We start from the raw sequence: 21429 nt of genomic DNA, 5'->3' as shown, positions 1-21429 counted from the left end.
CTCCACGGGTCGTGGGAATCGGTCTGAGGACGTCGCCCGGCGGGCGGCGCCTGAATGGCGCCGCCCCGACGACGGGTCGAACTTGCTCAAGCCGGCTGCGATACCGGCGACAACTCCTGCGCTTGCCTGGCCGCGGGCATGGCGGCCACGATCCGCGCCACGTAGGGCTGGACATGCCTGGCGTCGACCGGCGGGCAGGGATAGACCTCGCCGCCGAACACCTGCCGGCCCACCGGGAAGCAGTCGAACATCTGCTCCAGGTCGCTCTGCACCGCCAGGCCGTCCAGCACCGCCGCGATGCGGGCGATGGCGCTCTTGGGATTGGCCTGCGCATACGCCAGGGCGTCTTCCCGCCACTGCTCGAACGGCACGCTGCCGACCTGCGCGCCCGCGCCGCGGATGTGCTGCACCAGGCTGTTGAAGCCGGGCGCCTGCGGGTTGGCGAAGTCGTAGTCCTGGCCGATGCGGTCCTGGTCGCGGATCATGACCTGGGCGATGACCCCCGCCAGGTAGTCCACCGGCAGCACGCCGCCGATGTCCGAGCCCAGCAGCGGGAAACTGCCCATGGCGATGCAGCCCGAGATCAGGTTGTGCAGGAAGTCGCCGCGGTCCAGCCGGAAATGGCCGCTGGTGGAACTGGCGCCGACGAATGGCAGGCGGTAGATCGAGGCCTTGGCCCCGCGCCAGCGCGCCGCCGCCACCATCTGCTCGGCCATGTACTTGGAGCTGAGGTAGCCGTACTCGCGTTCGTCCTTGGACACCTCGTAGCCCAGGTAGCGCGGCAGCGTGGCGGCGGTCGAGACGAAGTGCACCGCCTTGCCGCGGCCGCGCGAGGCCAGCCGCAGCACCTCGTGCGTGCCGACCACGTTGGGCGCCAGGTAGTTGTCCAGCGGCAGCATCCAGTCGACCAGCGCGCCCGAATGGCAGATGGCATCCACCTGGTCAGCCAACTGGTCGAACTCGTGCTCAGACAGGCCGAACAGCGGCTGGGTCAGGTCGCCCACCACCGGGTTCAACAGGGCCGCGTACTCCGGCTTCCAGAGATCGTATTTGCGCAGGATCTCCACCTGCCGCGCCATGGCCTTCTCGGCGTCGTCGGCGCGCACCAGGCAGTAGACGATGAGGTTGGCGCGCAGCGCCTCGTGCAGCAGGAAGGCGCCGACAAAGCCGGTGGAGCCGGTGATGAACACCGCTTCGGGCTCCGCCTCCATCGTCAGCACGTTGTCGAACTGCAGTTCCGGCTCCAGGTAGCCGCGACGCGCCACGCGGTCGTCCAGGCGGCGGCCGCCGGCCGCCTCCTTCGCCGCCGCGCCGGCCTCGGCCGGGGCCTCCTGGCTGTCCAGCCCCGCCTCGGTCAGCTTCTCCAGCAGGAACTGGCTCAGCGCCCGCAGGTTGGGATGATCGAAAGCGATCTTGGCGGGCAGCGCCAGGCCGGTCATGTCCGAAAGCTGGTTGCGCAGCAGCACGGCGGTGAGCGAGTCGATGCCGATGTCCTGCAGCGGCAGGCTGACGTCCACGTCCTCGGGCGAGGCGAACTCCAGCGCCTTGGCCACCTCGGCGCGCACCGCGTCCAGCACCGCGGCCTCGCGCTGCTCGACCGCGGTTTCCACCAGCAGCTTGCGCAGGCCGGCGCCGCCGCCCGCGCCACCGCCCGCGCCGCGCGCGCCCGCCGCCCGACTGAACAGCTCACGGTACAGCGCCGGGGCGCTGCCGCCGTTGTTGTCCTCCAGCGTGCGCTGCAGGCGGCCGAGGTCGAGCGCGGCGGCCACGGCCATCGGCGCGTCGCTCATCACGGCGGCCTCGAACAGGTCCAGCGCCTCGGTCGGGCCCAGCGCTTCCATGCCCTGGCGGCTGAAGCGCGTCTTGTCGGCATCGCTCAGGCGCGCGGCCATGCCCTGCCCGTCCCACGCGCCCCAGGCCACCGAGGTCGCCGCCAGGCCCTTGGCGCGGCGGTGGTGCGCCAGCGCGTCCAGGAAAGTGTTGGCGGCGGCGTAGTTGCCCTGGCCCGGCGCGCCGGTCACGCCGGAGATCGACGAGAACAGCACGAAGAAGTCCAGCGGCAGGTCCTGCGTCAGGCGATGCAAGTGCCAGGCGCCGTCAACCTTGGGCGCGAACACGTTGTCGAAGCGTTCCGGCGTCTGGCCGGCCAGCATGCCGTCGTCCAGCACCCCGGCCGCGTGCACCACGCCGCGCAGCGGCCGGTCTTCGCCGAACTCGCCCATGACCCGTTGCAGGCCATCGGCGTCGGCCGCGTCGCACGCCACCACGGTGGCACGGGCGCCCAGTTCGGCCAGTTCGGCGACAAAGGCCTCGGCGTCCGGCGAACGCATGCCGCTGCGCGAGGTCAGCACCAGATCACGCACCTGGTGGTTCTGCACCAGCCACTTCGACACATAGCGGCCCAGCCCGCCCAGGCCGCCGGTGACCAGCACCGCGCCGTCCGGATCGACCATGCCGCGGCGCTGCGTCGGCACCAGCACCACCTTGCCCACGTGGCGGGCCTGCGCGATGAAGCGCAGCGCGTCGGAGGCGCTGTCCAGCGGGAAGGTGCGCAGCGGCAGCGGCTTGAGCTTGCCCTCGGCGAACAGCGCGGCGATGGCAGTCAGCATTTCCTGGATGCGCTCGACGCCGGCCTCGGGCAGGTTGTAGACGCGGTAGGTCACCCCCGGATGGTTGGCCTCGACCCAGGCCTGGTCGCGCAGGTCGATCTTGCCCATCTCCAGGAAGCGCCCGCCCGGCTTGAGCATGGCGAAGCTGGCGTCGATGAACTCGCGCGCCAGCGAGTTGAGCACGATGTCAAAGCCGCGGCCCGGCGCCGTTTCGGCGAAGGTCTGCGCGAAGTCCAGGCTGCGCGAGGTGCCGATGTGGTCATCGGCCAGCCCCAGCTTGCGCAGCGCCGGCCACTTCGGCTCGCTGGCGGTGCCGTAGACCTCGGCGCCATGCAGCAGCGCCAGTTGCACCGCCGCCATGCCGACGCCGCCGGCCGCGGCATGCACCAGCACGCGCTCGCCCGGCTGCATGTTGCCCAGCACGTGCAGGCCGTACCACGCCGTCAGGAAGGTCATGGGGATGGTGGCCGCTTCCTCAAAGCTGAGGTTGTCCGGCTTGGCCACGACCTGGCGCGCGTCCACCACGATGGAGGAACCGAAGGCGCCGCGCGCCAGCCCCAGCACCGGGTCGCCCGGCTTGAGGTGCTTGACGGCGCTGCCGACTTCCGTGACCACGCCGGCGAACTCCAGGCCGAGGGCCGGGATTTCGACCATCCCCAGCGCATTCAGCACGTCCAGGAAGTTCACCCCGGTGGCCTTGACCGCGGCGCGGATCTCGCCCGCCGCCAGCGGCTCGTCCACCAGCGTCTTGACCGACAGCGGCTGGTCCAGGCGGCCCTTGGTGGCGATCTCCAGGCGCCAGTTGCCCTCGGCCGGCAACACCAGGCCGGCGTTGGCGGGCGCCTTCTTCAGACGCGGCGCCAGCAGCTTGCCGCCGCGCAGCGCGCACTCGGGCTCGTCGGCCAATGCCAGCGCGGACGCCAGCGTGTCCAGGTCGGCCGCGGTCTCGCCGAGGTCGACGATGCGCAGGGCCAGTTCGGGATGCTCGTTGCGCGCGGTGCGCAGCAGGCCCCACAAGGGACTTGCGCCCAGGTCGGACACGGGATCGTCGCTGCTGGTGCCCACAGCGCCGCGCGTCACCCAGATGACGGGCTTGGTAAAGCCGGCCAGCGCCAGTTCCTGCACCTGCACCAGCGCGCTGGCGGCCTGGCGGTGCGACGTCTTCTCGACCGCGCCGTCGCCGGCCCACAGCTGGATCACGCCATCGCAGGCCTCGGCCTCGTTCAACTGGGCGATGTCGACCACCTGCGCGCCGGCCTCTGTGAGGCGCGACCGCAGCGCGTCGGCCCACGGCGTGCCGCTGCCTCCCATCAGGCCCCAGGTGCCGCCGAACACGGCTTCGGGCGCCTCGACCGGCTGCCATTCCGTGCGGAACAGGAAGCGGTCGACCCCGGCCGCCGCCAGCCGCCGCAGCGCCGCGCGGTCGATGCGGCGCGCATGCAGGCGCTGCAGTCGGCCCACGTGTTCGCCATTGGTGTCGTACAGGTCCAGCGAGGCCCAGAACTCGCCCTCGCCCAGTTCGAAATCCGCCACTTTGACCCAGACCTCGGCCAGTCCGTCCTTCCAGACCGACAGGCGTTCGGCCTCGAACGGCACGAACACGTCGTCGCCCACCTGCGCCTTCAGGCGCTGGGTCAGCAGCAGCGAGTGCATCGAGGCGTCCAGCAGCGCGGGATGCAGGCCGTAGCGGATCGCCGACGACGCGGCCGCTTCCGGCAGCGCCACCCGCGCCCAGACGTCGCCGTCCACGTGCCAGGCGGCATTGATGCCCTGGAACGTCGGGCCGTAGCCGTAGCCCAGTTCATGCAGGTCCTGGTAGAGCGCGGTCACGTCGATCGGATCGCCGTCCGGCGGCGGCAGCTCGACCGAGTCCTGGCGCGCGGCCTGGGCCGGCGCCAGCTTGCCTTCGGCGTGCAACTGCCATTCGCCGTCCTCGTCCGATTCCGGCGCGCTGTAGACGTGCACCGTGCGGGCGCCGCCCGATTCCGCGCCCACGGTGATCTGCATGCGCAGCGACACCCCGGGCGCCAGCACCATCGGCGCCAGGATGATCACGTCGGCCAGGTCCCACTGGCCCTTGACCTGCCGGCCCGCGGCGCGCATGGCCTCGAAGAACGCCGTGCCCGGCATCAGCACCGCGTCCATCACCTGGTGCTCCCGCACCCAGGCCGGCTCGTCGGCCGCCACCACGGTCGTGAACATCGTCATGTCGGTGCCGGCGATCTGCACGCCGCCGCCCAGCAACTGGTGGTTGGCGTCGTTCAGGCCGGCGCCGACCGTGCGCGTGGGCATGGGTTCGAGCCAGTAGCGCTCGCGCTGGAAGGCGTAGGTGGGCAGCTTGACCCGCTCGCCGCCATACGGGGCGAAGAAGCCGCGCCAGTTCACCGCCGCGCCCAGCACGTGCAGCTCGGCCAGGCCGTTCTGCAAGGTCTGGGTCTCGTCCTTGGCCGGATTGAGCGAGGCCACCCAGGTCACCGGGCCGTCATCGGCCAGGCAGGCCGCGCCCATGCCGGACAGCACCGGCTGCGGTCCCAGTTCCAGGAAGGTATTGATGCCCTGCTGGTAGAGCGTGCGCATGCCGGCGTTGAAGCGCACCGCCTGGCGCGCCTGCTGCACCCAGTATTCCGGCTGGGTCATCTCGCCGCGCTTGGCCAGCTCGCCGGTCAGGCTGCTGACCAGGGCCAGCTTCGGCGCGGCGTAGTCGAGCGACTGCGCCACCTGGCGGAAGGCGCCCAGCATCGGCTCCAGCAGATGCGAGTGGAACGCGTGCGAGACCTCCAGCCGCTTGGCCTTGCGCTGTTGCTGCTTGAAATGCGCCACCACCTGCTCGATGCTGGCCAGGTCGCCGGACACCACCGTCTGCTGCGGCGCGTTCAGGCCCGCCAGCGACACCTGCGCGGCCAGGCCGAGCGCGGCCAGGGCGGCCTCGACCTCGGCCGCGCTGGCTTCCAGCGAGGCCATGCCGCCACCGGCCGGCAAGGCCTGCATCAGGCGGCCGCGCGCGGCCACCAGGCGGCAGGCGTCGTCCAGGTCGAACACGCCGGCGGCATGGGCCGCGGCGATCTCGCCGATGCTGTGGCCCAACAGCAGCTCGGGCTGCACGCCCCAGCTTTCCCACACCCGCCACAACGCCACTTCCAGCGCGAACAGGGCCGGCTGGGTGAAATCGGTGCGGTTGAGCAAGGCGGCCTCGGCGCTGCCGGCCTCGGCGAACATCACCTCCAGCAGCGGTTTTTCCAGCGTGGTGAAGCGCTGCGCGATGTCGTCCAGCGCCTGGCGGAACACCGGGTTGGACTGGTACAGGCCGTGGCCCATGCGCGGCAGCTGGCTGCCCTGGCCGGTGAACAGCAGGGCCAGGCGGCATTCGCGGTCGCGGTCATCGACCATGCTGACCGCGCCCGCTGGCACCTCGCCGGTGCGGGCGTACGAGGCCAGCGCGTCGAGCAGGTCGGACTTGCCCTTGGCGAACACCACCAGGCGCTTGCGGAAGTGGGTGCGGGTGGTGGCCAGCGAATAGGCCACGTCCAGGAAGCGGTCCTGGATGTTCATGCCCATGTGCAGGTGCAGCTTGTCGGCCTGCGCCCGCAACGCCGGCACGGTGAAGGCCGACAGCACGAACGGCAGCGACTCGGGCGCGGCCGCCGGCTTGGCGGCGCGGGCCGGCGCAGCCGGCTTGGGCGGTTCCTCCACGATGACATGGGCGTTGGTGCCGCCGATGCCGAATGAGCTGACGCCGGCGCGGCGCGGGCGCTCGCCCGCCGGCCACGGCTGCTCCTGCTGCACCAGCGCCATCTGCGCCGCGGCCCAGTCCACCGCCGGGGTCGGCTCGACCACGTGCAGCGTGATGGGCAGCTTGTCGTGGTGCATGGCCAGCACCGTCTTCATGACGCCCGCCAGGCCGGCCGCGGCCTGCGTGTGGCCCAGGTTGGACTTGACCGAGCCGACCCACAACGGCCGCTCGGGCGTATGGCTGCCGCCGAACACCGCCGCCAGGCCGTTGCCCTCGATCGGGTCGCCCAGCTTGGTGCCGGTGCCATGGGCCTCCAGGTAATCGATGTCGGAAGGCTGCAATCCCGACATGGCCAGCGCCTGGCGGATCACGCGCTGCTGCGCCGGGCCGCTGGGCGTGGTCAGGCTGGCGCTGTGGCCGGCGTGGTTGACCGCGGTGCCGCGCAGGACGGCCAGAATCGGATCGCCGTCGCGCTGCGCGTCCGACAGGCGCTTGAGCACCACCACGGCGGCGCCTTCGCTCCAGCCGGTGCCGTCGGTGCTGGACGAGAACGACTTGCAGCGGCCGTCCGGCGACATGCCGCGCAGGCGGCTGAATTCCACATGCAGGTCGGGCGACAGCATCAGCGTCACGCCAGCCGCCACCGCCAGGTCGCATTCGCCCTGGCGCAAGGCATTGCAGGCCAGGTGCGTGGTCACCAGCGACGACGAGCAGGCGGTGTCCACCGTCATGCTCGGTCCCTCCAGGCCCAGCACGTACGAGACCCGGCCGGACATGGTGCTGCCGGCCGAACCGGTGCCAACGTAGCCGTCCAGGTCGGCCAGGCCGCCGGCCAGCGCCAGGCCGTACTCGTGGTAGCCCTTGCCGATGCCGACGAACACGCCGGTCTGGCTGCCGCGCAGCTGGTCCATCGAATAGCCGGCCTGCTCGATCGCCTCGGAGGTGACTTCCAGCATCATGCGCTGCGCCGGATCGAGCGCGCGCGCCTCGCGCGGCGAAATGCCGAAGAATGGCGCGTCGAACAGGTCGATCGGCGTCACGAAGCCGCCGCGCATGCAGTACGACTTGCCGCGCGCGTCCGGGTCGGCATCATAGATGGCCGCCGCGTCCCAACGTTCCCTGGGCACTTCGACGATGCCGTCGCCGCCGCGCTCCAGCAGGTTCCACAGGTCTTCGGGGCTGTTGACGTTGCCCGGCAGACGGCAGGCCATCGAGACGATGGCGATGGGCTCGTCGGCCAGCGCATTGCGGCGCTTGGGCGTGTTCAGCACCGCCTTCTTGTTGCCGGCCAGGTGGGCGGCCAGGTCCTTGATGGTGAAGTGCTCGTACAACGTGGAAGTGGACACGTTGCGGCCCAGCAGCTTCTGCAGCTCGGCCTGCACCCGCACCACCCGCAGCGAGTTGCCGCCGATCTTGAAGAAGCTGTCGTGGATGCCGATGCGGTCGTGGCCCAGTACCTCGGCCCACACTGCCTGCAATTGCTGTTCCAGCTCGTTGGTGGGCTGCACCGCCGGCTCCAGCATCACCTCGGTGGGTTCGGGCAGCGCCTTGCGGTCGATCTTGCCGTTCGGCGTCAGCGGGAATTCATCCAGTTCGACGAAGAAGTCCGGAATCATGTAGCCCGGCAGGCGCGCCTCCAGCCAGGGCCGCAGCACGCGTTGCAGCGCGGGACGCGGCGGCGCGCCGGCGGCGGGCTGGTTGGCCAAGCGCGACAGCGCCGCGCGATCGACGGCCTGCGGCGCCTGCCAGGTCAGGTCGGGCTGCTCGCCGGCCGGCCAGAACACCGCGTCGAAGGCCCAGATGTCGCGCGAGCGGCTCGGCAGCATGGCCATGCGGTAGCCCGCCGCCTCGGCGGCCTGCGCCAGGTCGCGCGGATCGACCCACTGGCCCGGTTCGGCCGTGGCCTTGGCCTCCAGCACGTGGCCGACGCGCTGGTGCACGTCGGCCAGCCGGCCATTGGGAATATTGGCGATGGCCAGCGGCTTGCCGCCCGCCTTCAGGCTGCTGGCCAGCGCCGCCAGGTCGAGCCCGTCGCCGCGCCAGTCGAGCGCGGCCAGGCGTTGCGGCCTGGCGCGGCCGGCGGCCGGCGCCCCGACATGCAGGATGACGTCGAAGCGAAAGCGCGACATCTCGTTGACGTAGGCCCCGTCGCGCAGCAGGATCTCGACGCGCGAGATCCGCGGATACAGCGCCGGCAGGTTGGCGAAGAATTCAGGCGCCAGCACCAGCTCGCGTTCCGCGCGCAGGCCGCGTTGCGTGCGCCGGCGCAGTTCGTCGGCCGACAGGCTGCACAGGCCCTGGAAGTTCGCCACGTCGGCGTGGAACGCCTCCAGCAGCGCCAGGTCGCGCACGTCGCCCACAAAGATGCGGCCTTCGGTCACGGCCTCCGTGGCCCAATCCAGCACCGACAGCAGATAGCCGGCGCTGGGGAAGTACTGCGCCACCGAGTTGATGACCACGGTGTCGAAGCTGCCCGGTTCCACCTCCGGCAGATCGTTGGCCAGGCGGTGTTCGCACGAGGCCTGCGGCAGGCCGCCCAGGTGCCGGTTGATCTGTTCGACCGCCTGGCTGGAGGCGTCGATGGCGCGGTACTGCGCGACCTTGGGCGCGACGCCGAACAGCACCAGGCCGGTGCCCGAGCCGATTTCGAAGACGCGCTCGGGGCCGGTGGCCAGGATGCGGTCGACGGTGCGTTGCTGCCAGTCGCGCATTTCGTCGGCGGCGAACGGCAGGCCGTCGTAGCTGTTGTGCCAGCCGGCGGTGTTGAAGGTGGGATCGGCCGCGCCGGGCTCGTAGGCCCGGTCCCAGACGTCGCGCCATTCGGTCACGGCGGTGGTCTCGGCGCGGCGGTCCTGCGCGGCGCTGGCCGGCGCGCTGTTGCGCAGGCAGTAGGCGACCAACTGGTCGTTGCGGCCCACCACCACGGCGCGGCCGATGTCTTCGTGGCTGGCCACGGCGGCCTCGACTTCGCCCAGTTCGATGCGAAAGCCCCGCAGCTTGATCTGGCCGTCGTTGCGGCCCAGCACCACCAGCTTGCCCGGCTCCTTGAAGCAGGCCAGGTCGCCGGTGCGGTACAGGGCGCCGGGCGCGAACGGATTGGCGCCGAACTGCGCCGCCGTCTGCGCCGGGTCCTTGTGGTAGCCGCGCGCCACGCCGGCGCCGCCGATGCACAGCTCGCCGGCAAAGCCGGCCGGCACCGGCGCCAGGTTGGCGTCCAGCACGTATAGCTGGGTGTTGGCGATGGGCTGGCCGATGACGATGTCCTCGCCCGGCCGCACCTGCCAGACGCTGGACCAGACGGTGGTCTCGGTCGGGCCATACATGTTCCACACCGACTCGGCGCGCGCCAGCAGCTCATCGGCCAACGCGCGCGGCAGCGCTTCGCCGCCGCACAGCAGGCGCTTGAGCGACACGGCGCGCGGCCAGCCCGATTGCAGCAACAGCTGCCAGGTGGTGGGCGTGGCCTGCATCATGGTGACGGCATGGCGGCGCATCAGATCCAGCAGCGTCTGGCCATCCAGGCTTTCCTGCTGGCGCGCGATCACCACGCTGGCGCCGCTGATCAGCGGCAGGAACAGCTCCAGCGCCGCGATGTCGAAGGAGATCGTGGTGACGGCCAGCAGGCTGTCGCCGGCCTCGCAGCCCGGCGTGGCGCGCATCGACAGCAGGAAGTTGCCGAGCGCGCCATGGGTCACTTCGACGCCCTTGGGCTTGCCGGTGGAACCGGAGGTGAAGATGACGTAGGCCAGGTCGTCGGCCTGCGCCGCGCCCGGCACGTTGTCGCCGTCGTCGCCGGCCAGGGCCAGCGCCGCGCCCAGGTCCAGGCAGCGTTCGGCCCAGGCGCTCAGGCTGCCGTCGCGCGCCGCCGGCGGCGCGATCAGCAGCGCCGGCTGGGCGGCTTCCAGCATCTGGCGGATGCGTTCGGCCGGGAACGCCATGTCGACCGGCACATAGGCGGCGCCCGTCTTCAGCACGGCCAGCAGCGCCACCACCATGTCGATGGAACGGTCCAGGCATACGCCCACCCGTTGGCCCCGGCCGATGCCCTTGCCGCGCAGCACGCCAGCCACGCGATTGGCGGCGGCGTTCAGTTCGCCGTACGACATGGCCTGGTCGGCGCAGCGCAGCGCCACCCTGCCCGCGTGCTGGGCGGCGGCATGCTCGAACAGTTCATGCACCACGGCGCCCAGCGTGGCGGCGTCGCCGGTGGCGTTGAACTGCTCCACCAGCGATTGCCGTTCGCCCGCCGACAGCGCCTCGACCTCGCCCAGCTTGCGGTCGGCCGACGCCGGCAGGCGGCGGCACCAGTCCGCCACCTGCGCGGCCAGCTGGGCCGCGGCGCGGCGCGTGATCTTGCGCGGGTTGAAGTGCAGTTCGAAGGCTTCACTGCCAGCCAGCAGCACGAATTCCAGCGCCGGACGATCCTCGTCCACCGCATGGGCGGCCGGCACCTGGCTGGACACCAGCACGTCCGGCGTCAATTCGCCGCGCGCATGGCGCGCGGCAAGCGTGGCGTCGCGGCCGATCAGGTCGCGCCGGATCAGGCCATGCTCGCGCGCCCGGCCCAGGGCCTCGGCCACGGCCTCCAGATTGCGCGACAGCGGCGCCGCCGCGTCCAGCCGCGCCAGCACCGGCGCCCAGGCGCAGAACACATCGCGGCACTCCGGCTCCACCTCGGCGCGCGGCAACGCCACCGCCAGATGGACCTCGGCCACGCCCGACGCGCGCGCCAGGAAGGTGCACAGGCCGCCCACGGCCTGCTCCACGTATGCCTGCTCGCGCCCGGCGCCCCGCGGCGCGGCGGGCAGCTTGCCCACGATCGGCGCCGTGTTGCCGTCGGCGGTCGCCGGCCGCGCGTAGGGCAGGCGATACGGCTGCCAGGCGGCCCATTGGCCGCGCCAGTAGGCGGTCGACGCGGACGCGGCGGTGCCGGCGGCGGTGACCTGGGCGCGGGCCTGCTCGCCCACCGAGGCCAGGCGCGCGCCGGCCTGCAGACTGCCGGCGCTGACCAGATCGGCAATCGCGACGTCCTCGCCTTCCAGGGTGCACAGCGCCTCCAGGCGCAGCGCGCGGTTACCCGTGGCGATGCTGGCGCCGAACGCGTCGGCCGCCACCACGTCGCCCGGCGCCGCGCCCGCGGCGCGCGCCTCGATGCTGACCTTGCGCACGGCCAGCACGCGGCCGTCGATCAGCGCCTTGGGCCACACCAGCGGGCTGCTGAAGGGTCCGTGGTCGGTGGCGCGCACCATGGCGGCGATCTGCTCGGCGTCCTGGTGCCAGTCGATCAGGCCTTCGGCCGAGAACTGCGAATGGCGCGAAAAATAGCGGCGCCGGGACAGGTCCTGCGGCGTCTCGCTTTCGCGGCCGGCGGCCAGCTCGTCGACCAGCGCGCCGAAGCTCTGGATGGCGGTCTCATCGCACTTCAGGCCCAGCGACAGGGCCGTGTCGGTCGACTCGATCGGCACGGCGACGCGCTTGAGGATGCCGCCGCCGTCGATGATCTCGCCGATGCGATGCCAGGTGATGGCGTAATCGGTGGCGCGGTCGTATACCGCCCAGGCCGGCACGTGCAGGCCCGAGTATTCCGGCAGCGGGCCATAGTGGTAGTTGATACTCATGCGCCGCACGCGCTCGAGCAGCGCGTCCGGGATCACCGAGTAATTGCCGATACTGAAGAGAATGTCGGCCGACAGCCGGGATTCCGGCTTGACCGCATCGTCCAGGGCGTACTGCGGGATGCCGGCCTTGGCGGCCCACGCGCGCACGGTCAAATCCGTGGAAATCACTGCCTGTATGCGATGTCCCTTTGCCATCAGCAGTTCGCCGCAACGAACCAGGACACTGCCGTCTCCAACCAAAAGCGATACGAAACCCGTCATGATCTGTTCTTCCTATGAAAGACATTCTGACCCTGGCGGCAGCACGTTTTTTTCTAATGCGTTGCCTGCCGCCCGCATGCTCGCGTCGACGAATTCTTATACAGATGATTTGAAAATTCCAGACGCGTCACTGCCGCCGAACACGTACGTACACCCCCATTTTTTCGAGCAAAAGCGCGCATCTCGGCGCCTTGCGGTTGCCCGCGTCAAACGCCGTATCGAACACAGGTGAACATGTCCGCAAGCCCCTGAATACGGGCGTCTTCGTCGTATTTCGCGCGTCATGCGGCGGCCTCGGCGCGGCGCGTTCGCGGCGCGCCGGGCGCAGCGATCGCGGTACGTACGGGTCCCCGCGAGCCACGCCGCACTACGTATTCGCGTACGTGGATGCACGTATAGAGATACGTATTGGGGCAGTCCTACACTTGATTCGCACAAGCACACCACCGCCGCACATCACCGTGCATGGGGAGAGGGACATGTTCGATCATTCGGGCGTTTCGATCGTGGGCAGCGGCCATACGCCGTTCGGCAAATTGGACGCTCTGAATCTTGAGCAACTCATCGTGATGGCGGCCAACGAGGCGATCGAAGACGCCGGCGTGGATCCGGCCGAGATCGACGCGATCTTCCTGGGGCATTTCAACGCGGGGCTGGTGCCCGATGCCTTCCCCGCCTCGCTGGTGCACCAGGCGCACCCGGCGCTGCGCTTCAAGCCCGCGACCCGTTGCGAGAACGCCTGTGCCTCGGGCTCGGCCGCGATCCATGCCGGCCTGCGCGCCATCCAGTCGGGCGCGGCCGGCACCGTGCTGGTGATCGGCGTCGAGAAGATGACCTCGCGCACCACGCCGGAAGTGACCGAGGCGCTGGCCTGCGCTGGCTACAAGAACGATCCGCGCGAAAGCGCCATGAGCTTTCCACAGCAGTTCGCGCGCCTGGCCGAGCAATACGCCGACCGCTACGACGACCCGCTGCCGGTCATGGCCGCCATTGCCGCCAAGAACCACGCCAACGCCCTGCGCAATCCGCTGGCGCAGCTGCGGCGCGAACTGGACGCCGACTTCTGCAACACCATCTCGGAACGCAATCCGATGATCGCGTCGCCGCTGCGCATGACCGACTGCTCGCCCATCAGCGACGGCGCCGCCGCCGTCATCCTGACCTGCGAGCGGCGCGCGCCGCGCTATGCGCGCCAGGTGCGCTTTCGCGCCGCCACCCAGGTCAATGACATGCTGCCGCTGGAGGGCCGCGACCTGCTGGCGTTCGAGGGTCCCCACCGCGCCATGCAACGCGCCTATTCGGATGCCGGCGTGCAGTTGCAGGACCTGGATTTCGCCGAGGTGCACGATTGCTTCACCATCGCCGAACTGCTGATCTACGAGGCCATGGGCCTGGCCGCGCCGGGCGAAGGCCATCGCGTGCTGGCCGAGGGCACGGTGCGGCGCGACGGCGACCTGCCCGTCAACCTGTCTGGCGGGCTCAAGGCCAAGGGCCATCCGGTGGGCGCCACCGGCGTCTCGATGCACGCGTTGGCCTATCGCCAGCTGACCGGACGCGCCGGCCAGATGCAACGGCCCGGCGCCGAACTCGGGCTGGTGTTCAACATGGGTGGCATGGCCGTCGCGAACTACGCGTCGGTGCTCGAAGCCGTGCGGGCCTGACGGCATGAATATCGCCAACTGGTTGCAGGCGGCCGCGCTGGAGCATGGCGCGCGGCCGGCCCTGTTCAATGGCTTGCGGCTGCACGCCACCTATCACGACTTCGCCCGCCGCGCGGCCGCCCTGGCCGCCTGGCTGCGACAGGAACACGGCCTGGCCCCGGGTGACCGTGTGGCGCTGTTCGCGCGCAACCGCGTCGAGTACCTGGAACTGCTGTACGCAGCCTGGTGGCTGGGCGCGGTGGCCGTCCCCATCAACCCCAAGCTGCATCCCAAGGAGGTCGGCTGGATCGCCGCCAACGCCGACGCCAGCGTGATCTTCACCGACCGGCGCGACGACCTGCCGGCCGACTGCCTGCCGGCGGCCTGCCGCCACCTGGAGATCGATGGCGCCGACTACGCCAGGGTCTGCGAGGCGCCCGGCCCCTGGGCCCCGCCCGCGGCGCTGGCCGCCGACGCGCTGGCCTGGCTGTTCTATACCTCCGGCACCACCGGCCGGCCCAAGGGCGTGATGCTGAGCCATCGCAACCTGGTGGCCATGGGCCTGTGCTACGCGGTGGACGTGGAAACCGTGGAGCCTGGCGACGGCATGCTGTACGCCGCGCCCATGTCGCACGGCGCCGGGCTGTACCACGTGCTGTACGTGCGCAAGGCGGCGCGCCACATCGTGCCCGAGTCGCGCGGCTTCGAGCCGGCCGAGATCCTGGCGCTGGCCGAACAGACCGGCCCGCTGTCGTTCTTCGCGGCGCCCACCATGATCAAGCGCCTGGTCGAACAGGCGCGCGCCGGCGGCCGCGACGGCCGCGGCATCAAGACCATCATCTACGGCGGCGCGCCGATGTATCTGGCGGACCTGGAGGAAGCCCTGGCGGTGCTGGGCCAGCGCTTCGTGCAGATCTATGGCCAGGGCGAAAGCCCCATGACCATCACTGCCCTGTCGCGCGACGTCATCGCCGACGCCGCCCATCCCGAGCGCGCGGCGCGGCTGGCCTCGGTCGGCACCGCGCAAAGCTGCATGGAACTGCGCGTGGTCGACGCCGCGCTGCGCGCGGTGCCCCACTGTACCGAGGGCGAGGTGCTGGTGCGCGGCAACGCCGTGATGCAGGGCTACTGGCGCAACGATCCCGCCACCGCCGAAACGCTGGTGGATGGCTGGCTGCGCACCGGCGACATCGGCCGGCTGGACCCTTGCGGCTTCCTGACGCTGACCGACCGCAGCAAGGACGTGATCATCTCGGGCGGCTCCAACATCTACCCGCGCGAGGTCGAGGAAGCGCTGGCGCGCCACCCCGGCGTGCGCGAGGTGGCGGTGGTCGGCGCCCCCAGCGCGCAATGGGGCGAGGAAGTGGTGGCGTTCGTGGTGAAGCGCCCGGGCGCCACCCTGATTCCCGAGGAACTGGACGCCTGGTGCCGCGGGGAGATCGCCTCGTTCAAGAAGCCCAAGCGCTATGTGTTCCATGAAGAGCTGCCCAAGAACAGCTACGGCAAGATTCTCAAGACCGCATTGCGCGAAGCACTGCGCGGTGCCGAATCCACCGGCTAGGGTTGTTGCCAGGCCGTGCCAATGAACCGGCGCATCAGAAGCCGGAATCCCCCAAGGAGGAGAGCATGAGAAGACGCGATTTCATCAAGGCCGCCAGCCTGCTGGCCGGCGCCTCGGCCCCGGCCATCTGGACCGGTCGCGCGGCCGCCGCGGCCAGGCCGGTCACCCTGAAGTTCGACAGCTACATCAGCGAAACCTCGGGCCCGTCGCGGCTGGACGAGTGGTACCTGAAGCAGCTCGAAACCCGCACCAACGGCGCGGTCAAGGTGCGGCGCTACTGGGCCCAATCCCTGAACAAGGTCGGCGAGCACCTGTCCGCCGTGCGCGACGGCACCTCGGAAATGTCGTTGATCTCGCCGGGCTACTACCAGTCGCAATTGCCCGTGACACGCGGGCTGGACTGGTACTACCGCATGCACCGCTCGGACGCGCTGCAATGGCTGTGCCGGGATGTCTACGCCGAATACCAGCCGCTGCGCGACGAATGGGAACGCCGCTACAACAGCAAGGTGCTGTACTGGACCAACTGGTACTACGCGCCGCTGGTGACGCGCCAGCCGATCAATTCGATCGCGGACATCCGCGGCAAGCGCATCCGCGGCTACGGCGCCGCCAACGAGGTCATCGAGCGGCTGGGCGGCACCGCCGTGCCGATGGCCGCGCCCGAGGTCTACACCGCGCTGGAACGCGGCGTGCTGGACGGCGTCTACGGTTTCGACTTCATTACCGCCGTGGCCTACAAGCTGCACGAGATCGCGCCGTACTTCACCGATATAGGCGACGGCCCGCACGGCCCGGCCGCGACCATTATCAACGCCCGCGTGTGGAACAACTTCCCCGATCCGGTCAAGCAGGTCAGCGACCAGATCGTCAGCGAAATCTACGGCGGCGAATACGCCCGCATCTACGAGGCGGCCGCGCGCCAGTACGTCAAGACCGCCAAGGCCGAGGGCACGAAGTTCTCGTCGCTGCCGCAGGCCGAGAAGGACCAGGCGCGCGGCCTGGTGCAGCCGGCGCAGACCGACGGCTGGGTGGATCGGGTGGCCAGGCCCGCCGGGCTGGACGGACTGGCGATGCAGACGCTGGTGAACAACGCCATCGCCAAGTACGACAAGCAGGGCAGCTTGAAACGCTTCGACGAACTGGCCGCCGAGGCCTGAGGGCGGTTTCCTTCCCCCGCGGCCCGGCCAGCGCGCCGGGCCGCCCACCGGCAGAACATCCATGGACTACTCCTCCCGCCTGGGCGCGGCGTTGCGCGCCCTCTCCAACCTGTTCGGCGCCATCGCCACGCTGTTCCTGCTGTTCCTGATGTTCGGCATCACGCTCGATGCCATCGTGCGGGCCCTCTACGGCCATTCCATCCCCGGACTGTTCGAGATGTCCGAACTGAGCCTGGTGGTGATCGTGTTCTTCGGCCTGGGCTGGACGCAGATGGACGATGCCCACATCCGCGTCACGCTGCTGCATAAGAAGGTACCGCCGCGCGTGGCGCAGTGGATGGACGCGCTGGCCTGGCTGGCCGCCGCCGCGGTGCTGGCCATGCTGGCCTACCCCGCCAGCGGCGAGGCGCTGGAATCGATCGAGATCCGCGAGTTCCGCTGGGGCTACGTCGAAGTGCCGGTCTGGTGGACCAAGGCCATCGTCGCCATCGGCCTGTGGTTCGGCGCGCTGCAGATGCTGGCGCAGGCCGGCTGCAGCCTGTGCCGCGCCGAACCCGCCGCCCGCGCCACGCCGGCGCTGGCCTCGCACTGACCCTTTCCGGGATCCCCTCCATGGACGACGTCACCATAACGCTGATCGCCACCGGCCTGATCTTCGTGTTCCTGCTGCTGGGCGCGCCGGTGTTCGCCGCGCTGGCGCTGGCGGGCATCACCGGCCTGATCCTGGTCGAAGACAGCGCCTTCGTGCTGAACCGGCTCAAATCCTATTCCTACGCGCAGTCGGCCTCGTACCTGCTGACCGTCATTCCGCTGTTCATCCTGATGGGCGCCTTCGCCCATCACGCGGGGGTGGGACGCAAGCTGTTCGACGTGGCGCGCAAATGGGTCGGCCACATGCCGGGCGGGCTGGCCATCGCCAGCGTGCTGACCTGCGCCGGCTTCGCCGCCACCTCGGGCTCCAGCGTGGCCACCGCCGCGACCGTGGGCGCCGTCGCCATTCCCGAGATGAAGCGGGCCGGCTACGACCCGCGCCTGTCGGCCGGCGCGGTGGCGGCCGGCGGCGTGCTGGGGGTGCTGATCCCGCCCAGCGTGCTGCTGATCTTCTACGCGGCGTTGACCGAGGTCTCGGCCGGCAAGATGCTGGTGGCCGGCGTGCTGCCGGGCCTGCTGTCGACGCTGGTGTTCATCCTGGGCATCCGCGTCATCAGCGCCTCGCCGCAGATGGCGGCCACGGTGCTGCCCAAGAGTCCCTGGCGCGAGCGCGTGGCCTCGGTCCGCAACGGCTGGCAGGTGCTGGTGCTGTTCGTGATCGTGCTGGGCGGCATCTACCTGGGTTTCGTCACGGCGACCGAGGCCGCCGCGGTCGGCGCATGCGCCGCGTTCATCATGCTGCTGTGCGCGCGGCAGGCGCGCGGCGAGCTGGGCGCCAAGCTGGTCGAGAGCCTGCGCAACGCCGTCACCACCACCGTGATGATCCTGTTCACCATGCTGGGCGCGGGCATCTTCAGCCTGTTCCTGAGCCTGGTGCAGATCCCGCAGCAGATCGCCGAGGTGATCGTCTCCTCGGACATCCCGCCGCTGCTGGTGGTGGGGCTGATGCTGCTGGCCTACTTCCCGCTCGGCATGTTCCTGGATGCCTTCTCGATGCTGGTGATCACGCTGCCGATCATGTTCCCCACGGTGGTGTCGCTCGGCTTCGACCCGATCTGGTTCGGCATCCTGGCCGTGAAGATGTGCGAAATCGGCCTGATCACGCCGCCGGTCGGGCTGAATGTGTTCGTCATCGCGGGCATCGACCGCCAGACGCCGTTGACGCGCATCTTCCACGGCGCCTGGTGGTTCGTCATCATGGAGGTGGTCACCACGCTGATCCTGTTCTTCTTCCCGGTCATCGTCACGATCCTGCCTGAGATGATGCTCGGAAAATGAAGCGGGACGCGCGGCGCCGGTCAGGCCATGTTGTCGACCAGGATGATCTTGGATACCAGCTCGGCGGTGTTCTTGGCGTCCAGCTTGCGCATGATGCGGGCGCGATGCACCTCTACCGTGCGGTAGGAGATGTCCAGCCGCATGGCGATCTCCTTACAGCTCAGGCCGTTGGCCACGTACGCGGAGATTTCGCGCTCGCGTCGCGTCAGGTTGGCCGTGCGCAGGCAGTTTTCGGCGATGCGCTCGAAGCTCCAGATCATCAGGTCGAAAGGGTCCTCCGGGGTCAGGGTGATGCCGCGCGCGCGCGCCCAGAACACCTCGCGGCTGCGATGCTGCATGAAGCGCTCGTCTTCGTAGTAGCAATTGCTTTCCAGGTGCTTGAGGCAGCGTTGGCCGATCTGGTGAAAATCGGACAGCGAGGGATAAAGCTGCAGAATCGATTTGCCCACCAGTTCCCTGCGCGTATAGCCGAACAGATTCGCGAAGGAGTGATTGCATTCCGAGATCTTGCGCGCGCTGCAGATGACTTGCGGCGCGGGAGATTCCTTGAAGGCGAGCAATGTCAGGTGAAAGTCACTCATATTGTCTCCCCGGATAGCGTGCCGGTTTTGCCGTTGCGCGGCGGAATCCGCCGCGCTTTTATGGCGGCCCGCATCTTGTGCGTGCGGGCTTCGAGGCGCCAGTGTATAAGAAGCATTCGGCACCTGGAATGGGCTTTTTCCTGCGGTTTCAGACGGGTTTTCCCGGCAGTCCGGCCGCCCGGAAAGCCCCGTTCCCACGCGCGTTCTTCCGGTGTGTACCGGCCGGATTTGCCTCGGCGCTCCAACGACGTTTCAATCCTTGCATGCAACCCTTCGCGACTTCCGTTTTCACGCCCCGCGCGCCTGGCGGGCCGCCATGACCCGGGACGGCATCGACGTGCTGCCTGCGCTGCCGCTGACGCCACGGCTGGCGCAGCGGCTGGCATGGATCACGCCGGAAGGCCTGCCGCCGGGACAACGCCGGCAGGCGGAGTTCCAGGCGGGCCGCGAACTGGCGGCGCAATTGCTGGCCGCGCTGGGCGCGCCCGCCACGCAGGTCGGCGTGGCCGCGGACCGCTCGCCTCTCTGGCCCGACGGCTACGTCGGTTCGATCAGCCACAGCCGGCGCCTGGTGGGCGTGGCAGTGGCGCGGCGGCGCGACGTGCGCGCGGTCGGGATCGACATCGAGGCGATCGCCGAGGAACCCGCGGTCGAGGCCATCGAATCGGTCTGCATGCGGCCGGAGGAACGCGAGTTCGACGCCGGCGCGCTGACCCGCGCCGAGTTCGCCACGCTGCTGTTCTCGGCCAAGGAAGCGTTCTACAAATGCATGCAGCCGCTCACCCGCGTGGCGTTCGATTTTCCCGACGTCACCCTGACCCGTATCGACCCGGCCGCGCAGCGCCTGGAACTGCGCCTGCTGCGCGCGGCCACGGCGGAATTCGGGCCGGGTCACCTGTTCCAATGCGGCTATCGCAGCGCACAAGGCCACGTCTATACTGCCTTGGAAATTGGTCATTGAAGCCTCTCCCCCTTACGTTGTCCCCCATCGACAAGGAGCGTTCACATGTCTGATCCCATCGTTATCGTGAGTGCCGTGCGCACCCCGCTGGCCGCCTTCCAGGGCGAATTTTCCACACTGTCCGCCAATGAACTGGGCGCCGTCGCCATCGGCGCCGCGCTCGAGCGCGCCGGGCTCAAGCCCGATCAGGTCGACGCGGTGCTGATGGGCAACGTGTTGCAGGCCGGCCAGGGCCAGGCGCCGGCGCGACAGGCCTCGATCAAGGCGGGCATCCCGTCGTCGGTGGGCGCCATCACGGTGTCCAAGGTATGCGGTTCGGGCATGCAGGCCGCGATGCTGGCGCACGACGGCATCGTCGCCGACACCTACGGCGTGGTGGTGGCCGGCGGCATGGAATCCATGACCAACGCGCCCTACCTGCTGACTAAGGCGCGCGGCGGCTATCGCGCCGGCCACGCCACCATGTACGACCACATGATGCTCGACGGCCTGGAAGACGCCTACCAGGTGGGCCGCGCCATGGGCACGTTCGGCGAGGACTGCGCCGCCAAGTACGGCTTCACCCGCGAGGAGCAGGACACCTTCGCGGTGGAATCGGTGTCGCGCGCGCAGCAGGCCGCGCGCGACGGCGTGCTGAAATGGGAGACCGTGCCGGTCACCATCAAGTCCAAGAAGGGCGACACGGTGATCGAGCTGGACGAACGCCCGCAAAAGCTCAACGTCGAGAAGATCCCGACCCTCAAGCCCGCCTTCGCCGCCAACGGCACCATCACCGCCGCCTCCTCGTCCGGCAACGCCGACGGCGCCGCCGCGCTGGTGCTGATGCGCGAATCCACCGCCAGGAAACTCGGCTGCAAGCCGATCGCCCGTATCGTGGGCCACGCCAGCTTCGCGCAGGAACCCGAGTGGTTCACCACCGCGCCCGTGGGCGCGATCAGGAAGCTTTATGACAAGACCGGCTGGAAGACCGCCGACGTCGACCTGTTCGAGATCAACGAGGCCTTCGCCGCGGTCACCATGGCGGCCATGAAGGAACACGACATCCCGCGCGACAAGGTCAACATCCACGGCGGCGCCTGCGCGGTCGGCCACCCCATCGGCGCCTCGGGCGCGCGCATCATGGTGTCGCTGCTGGGCGCCCTGAAGGCCACCCAGGGCAAGCGCGGCGTGGCCACGCTGTGCATCGGCGGCGGCGAAGCCACGGCGATCGCGCTGGAAATGGTCTAAAAAAGGGTCACGCCCCCGTTTTAAGACGTCACTGAATTGCGCGTAAACGTTTCCGCGGCGCCTCCGGGCGCCGCGCTGCTGTGCGCGGCCCGCCCCGTCGTGGCCTGCCGACACAGGAAAACACATTGCGAAACTTGAAGCCTCCCCGGGTG

9 protein-coding genes are annotated in these 21429 nt (G+C 69.8%); 7 read left to right on the top strand and 2 right to left on the bottom strand.

What is annotated here, in order from left to right:
• Nucleotides 1-86: 86 nt before the first annotated feature.
• On the bottom strand, nucleotides 87-12125 hold the full coding sequence (locus tag AruCF_RS09185) for a polyketide synthase (protein ID WP_254431182.1): 12039 nt from the start codon (nucleotides 12123-12125) through the stop codon (nucleotides 87-89).
• Between the two features lie 572 nt (nucleotides 12126-12697).
• Here AruCF_RS09185 and AruCF_RS09180 point away from each other — a divergent pair.
• The 5 genes from AruCF_RS09180 to AruCF_RS09160 all read left to right on the top strand — a co-directional run bounded on the left by AruCF_RS09180 (nucleotide 12698) and on the right by AruCF_RS09160 (nucleotide 18508).
• Nucleotides 12698-13879 carry an acetyl-CoA acetyltransferase gene (locus tag AruCF_RS09180; protein ID WP_054417426.1) on the top strand — a complete coding sequence of 394 codons (1182 nt, stop codon included), beginning with the start codon at nucleotides 12698-12700 and terminating at the stop codon, nucleotides 13877-13879.
• Between the two features lie 4 nt (nucleotides 13880-13883).
• The gene (locus AruCF_RS09175; RefSeq protein WP_059271653.1) at nucleotides 13884-15419 is read left to right on the top strand and encodes a class I adenylate-forming enzyme family protein; all 1536 of its coding nucleotides are present in this window, start codon (nucleotides 13884-13886) and stop codon (nucleotides 15417-15419) included.
• Between the two features lie 65 nt (nucleotides 15420-15484).
• Nucleotides 15485-16579: a TRAP transporter substrate-binding protein gene (locus AruCF_RS09170; RefSeq protein ID WP_054417424.1), complete on the top strand. Its 1095-nt coding sequence runs from the start codon at nucleotides 15485-15487 to the stop codon at nucleotides 16577-16579.
• 61 nt (nucleotides 16580-16640) lie between these two features.
• Nucleotides 16641-17171, top strand: coding sequence for a TRAP transporter small permease subunit (locus AruCF_RS09165; RefSeq protein WP_054417423.1), 531 nt, complete (start codon nucleotides 16641-16643; stop codon nucleotides 17169-17171).
• Between the two features lie 20 nt (nucleotides 17172-17191).
• Nucleotides 17192-18508, top strand: a complete 1317-nt coding sequence (locus AruCF_RS09160) for a TRAP transporter large permease (protein WP_054417422.1) — start codon at nucleotides 17192-17194, stop codon at nucleotides 18506-18508.
• A gap of 20 nt (nucleotides 18509-18528) precedes the next feature.
• Here AruCF_RS09160 and AruCF_RS09155 read toward each other — a convergent pair whose 3' ends face one another.
• Complete coding sequence (locus AruCF_RS09155; RefSeq protein ID WP_006386116.1) at nucleotides 18529-19089, bottom strand: LuxR family transcriptional regulator; 561 nt, start codon at nucleotides 19087-19089, stop codon at nucleotides 18529-18531.
• Between the two features lie 259 nt (nucleotides 19090-19348).
• On the opposite strand from AruCF_RS09155, the gene AruCF_RS09150 reads away from it, so the two are divergent.
• Together AruCF_RS09150 and AruCF_RS09145 are read left to right on the top strand one after the other, a co-directional pair.
• Entirely contained in the window at nucleotides 19349-20050 is a 702-nt protein-coding gene (locus AruCF_RS09150) for a 4'-phosphopantetheinyl transferase family protein (protein ID WP_167385876.1), read from the top strand.
• Between the two features lie 45 nt (nucleotides 20051-20095).
• Nucleotides 20096-21277, top strand: a complete 1182-nt coding sequence (locus AruCF_RS09145) for an acetyl-CoA C-acyltransferase (RefSeq protein WP_054417420.1) — start codon at nucleotides 20096-20098, stop codon at nucleotides 21275-21277.
• Nucleotides 21278-21429: the final 152 nt, after the last annotated feature.

Source organism: Achromobacter ruhlandii (genome assembly GCF_002082135.1).
In the GTDB taxonomy this organism is placed as follows: domain Bacteria; phylum Pseudomonadota; class Gammaproteobacteria; order Burkholderiales; family Burkholderiaceae_B; genus Achromobacter; species Achromobacter ruhlandii.
This window is presented reverse-complemented; position numbering and strand designations above follow the sequence as displayed.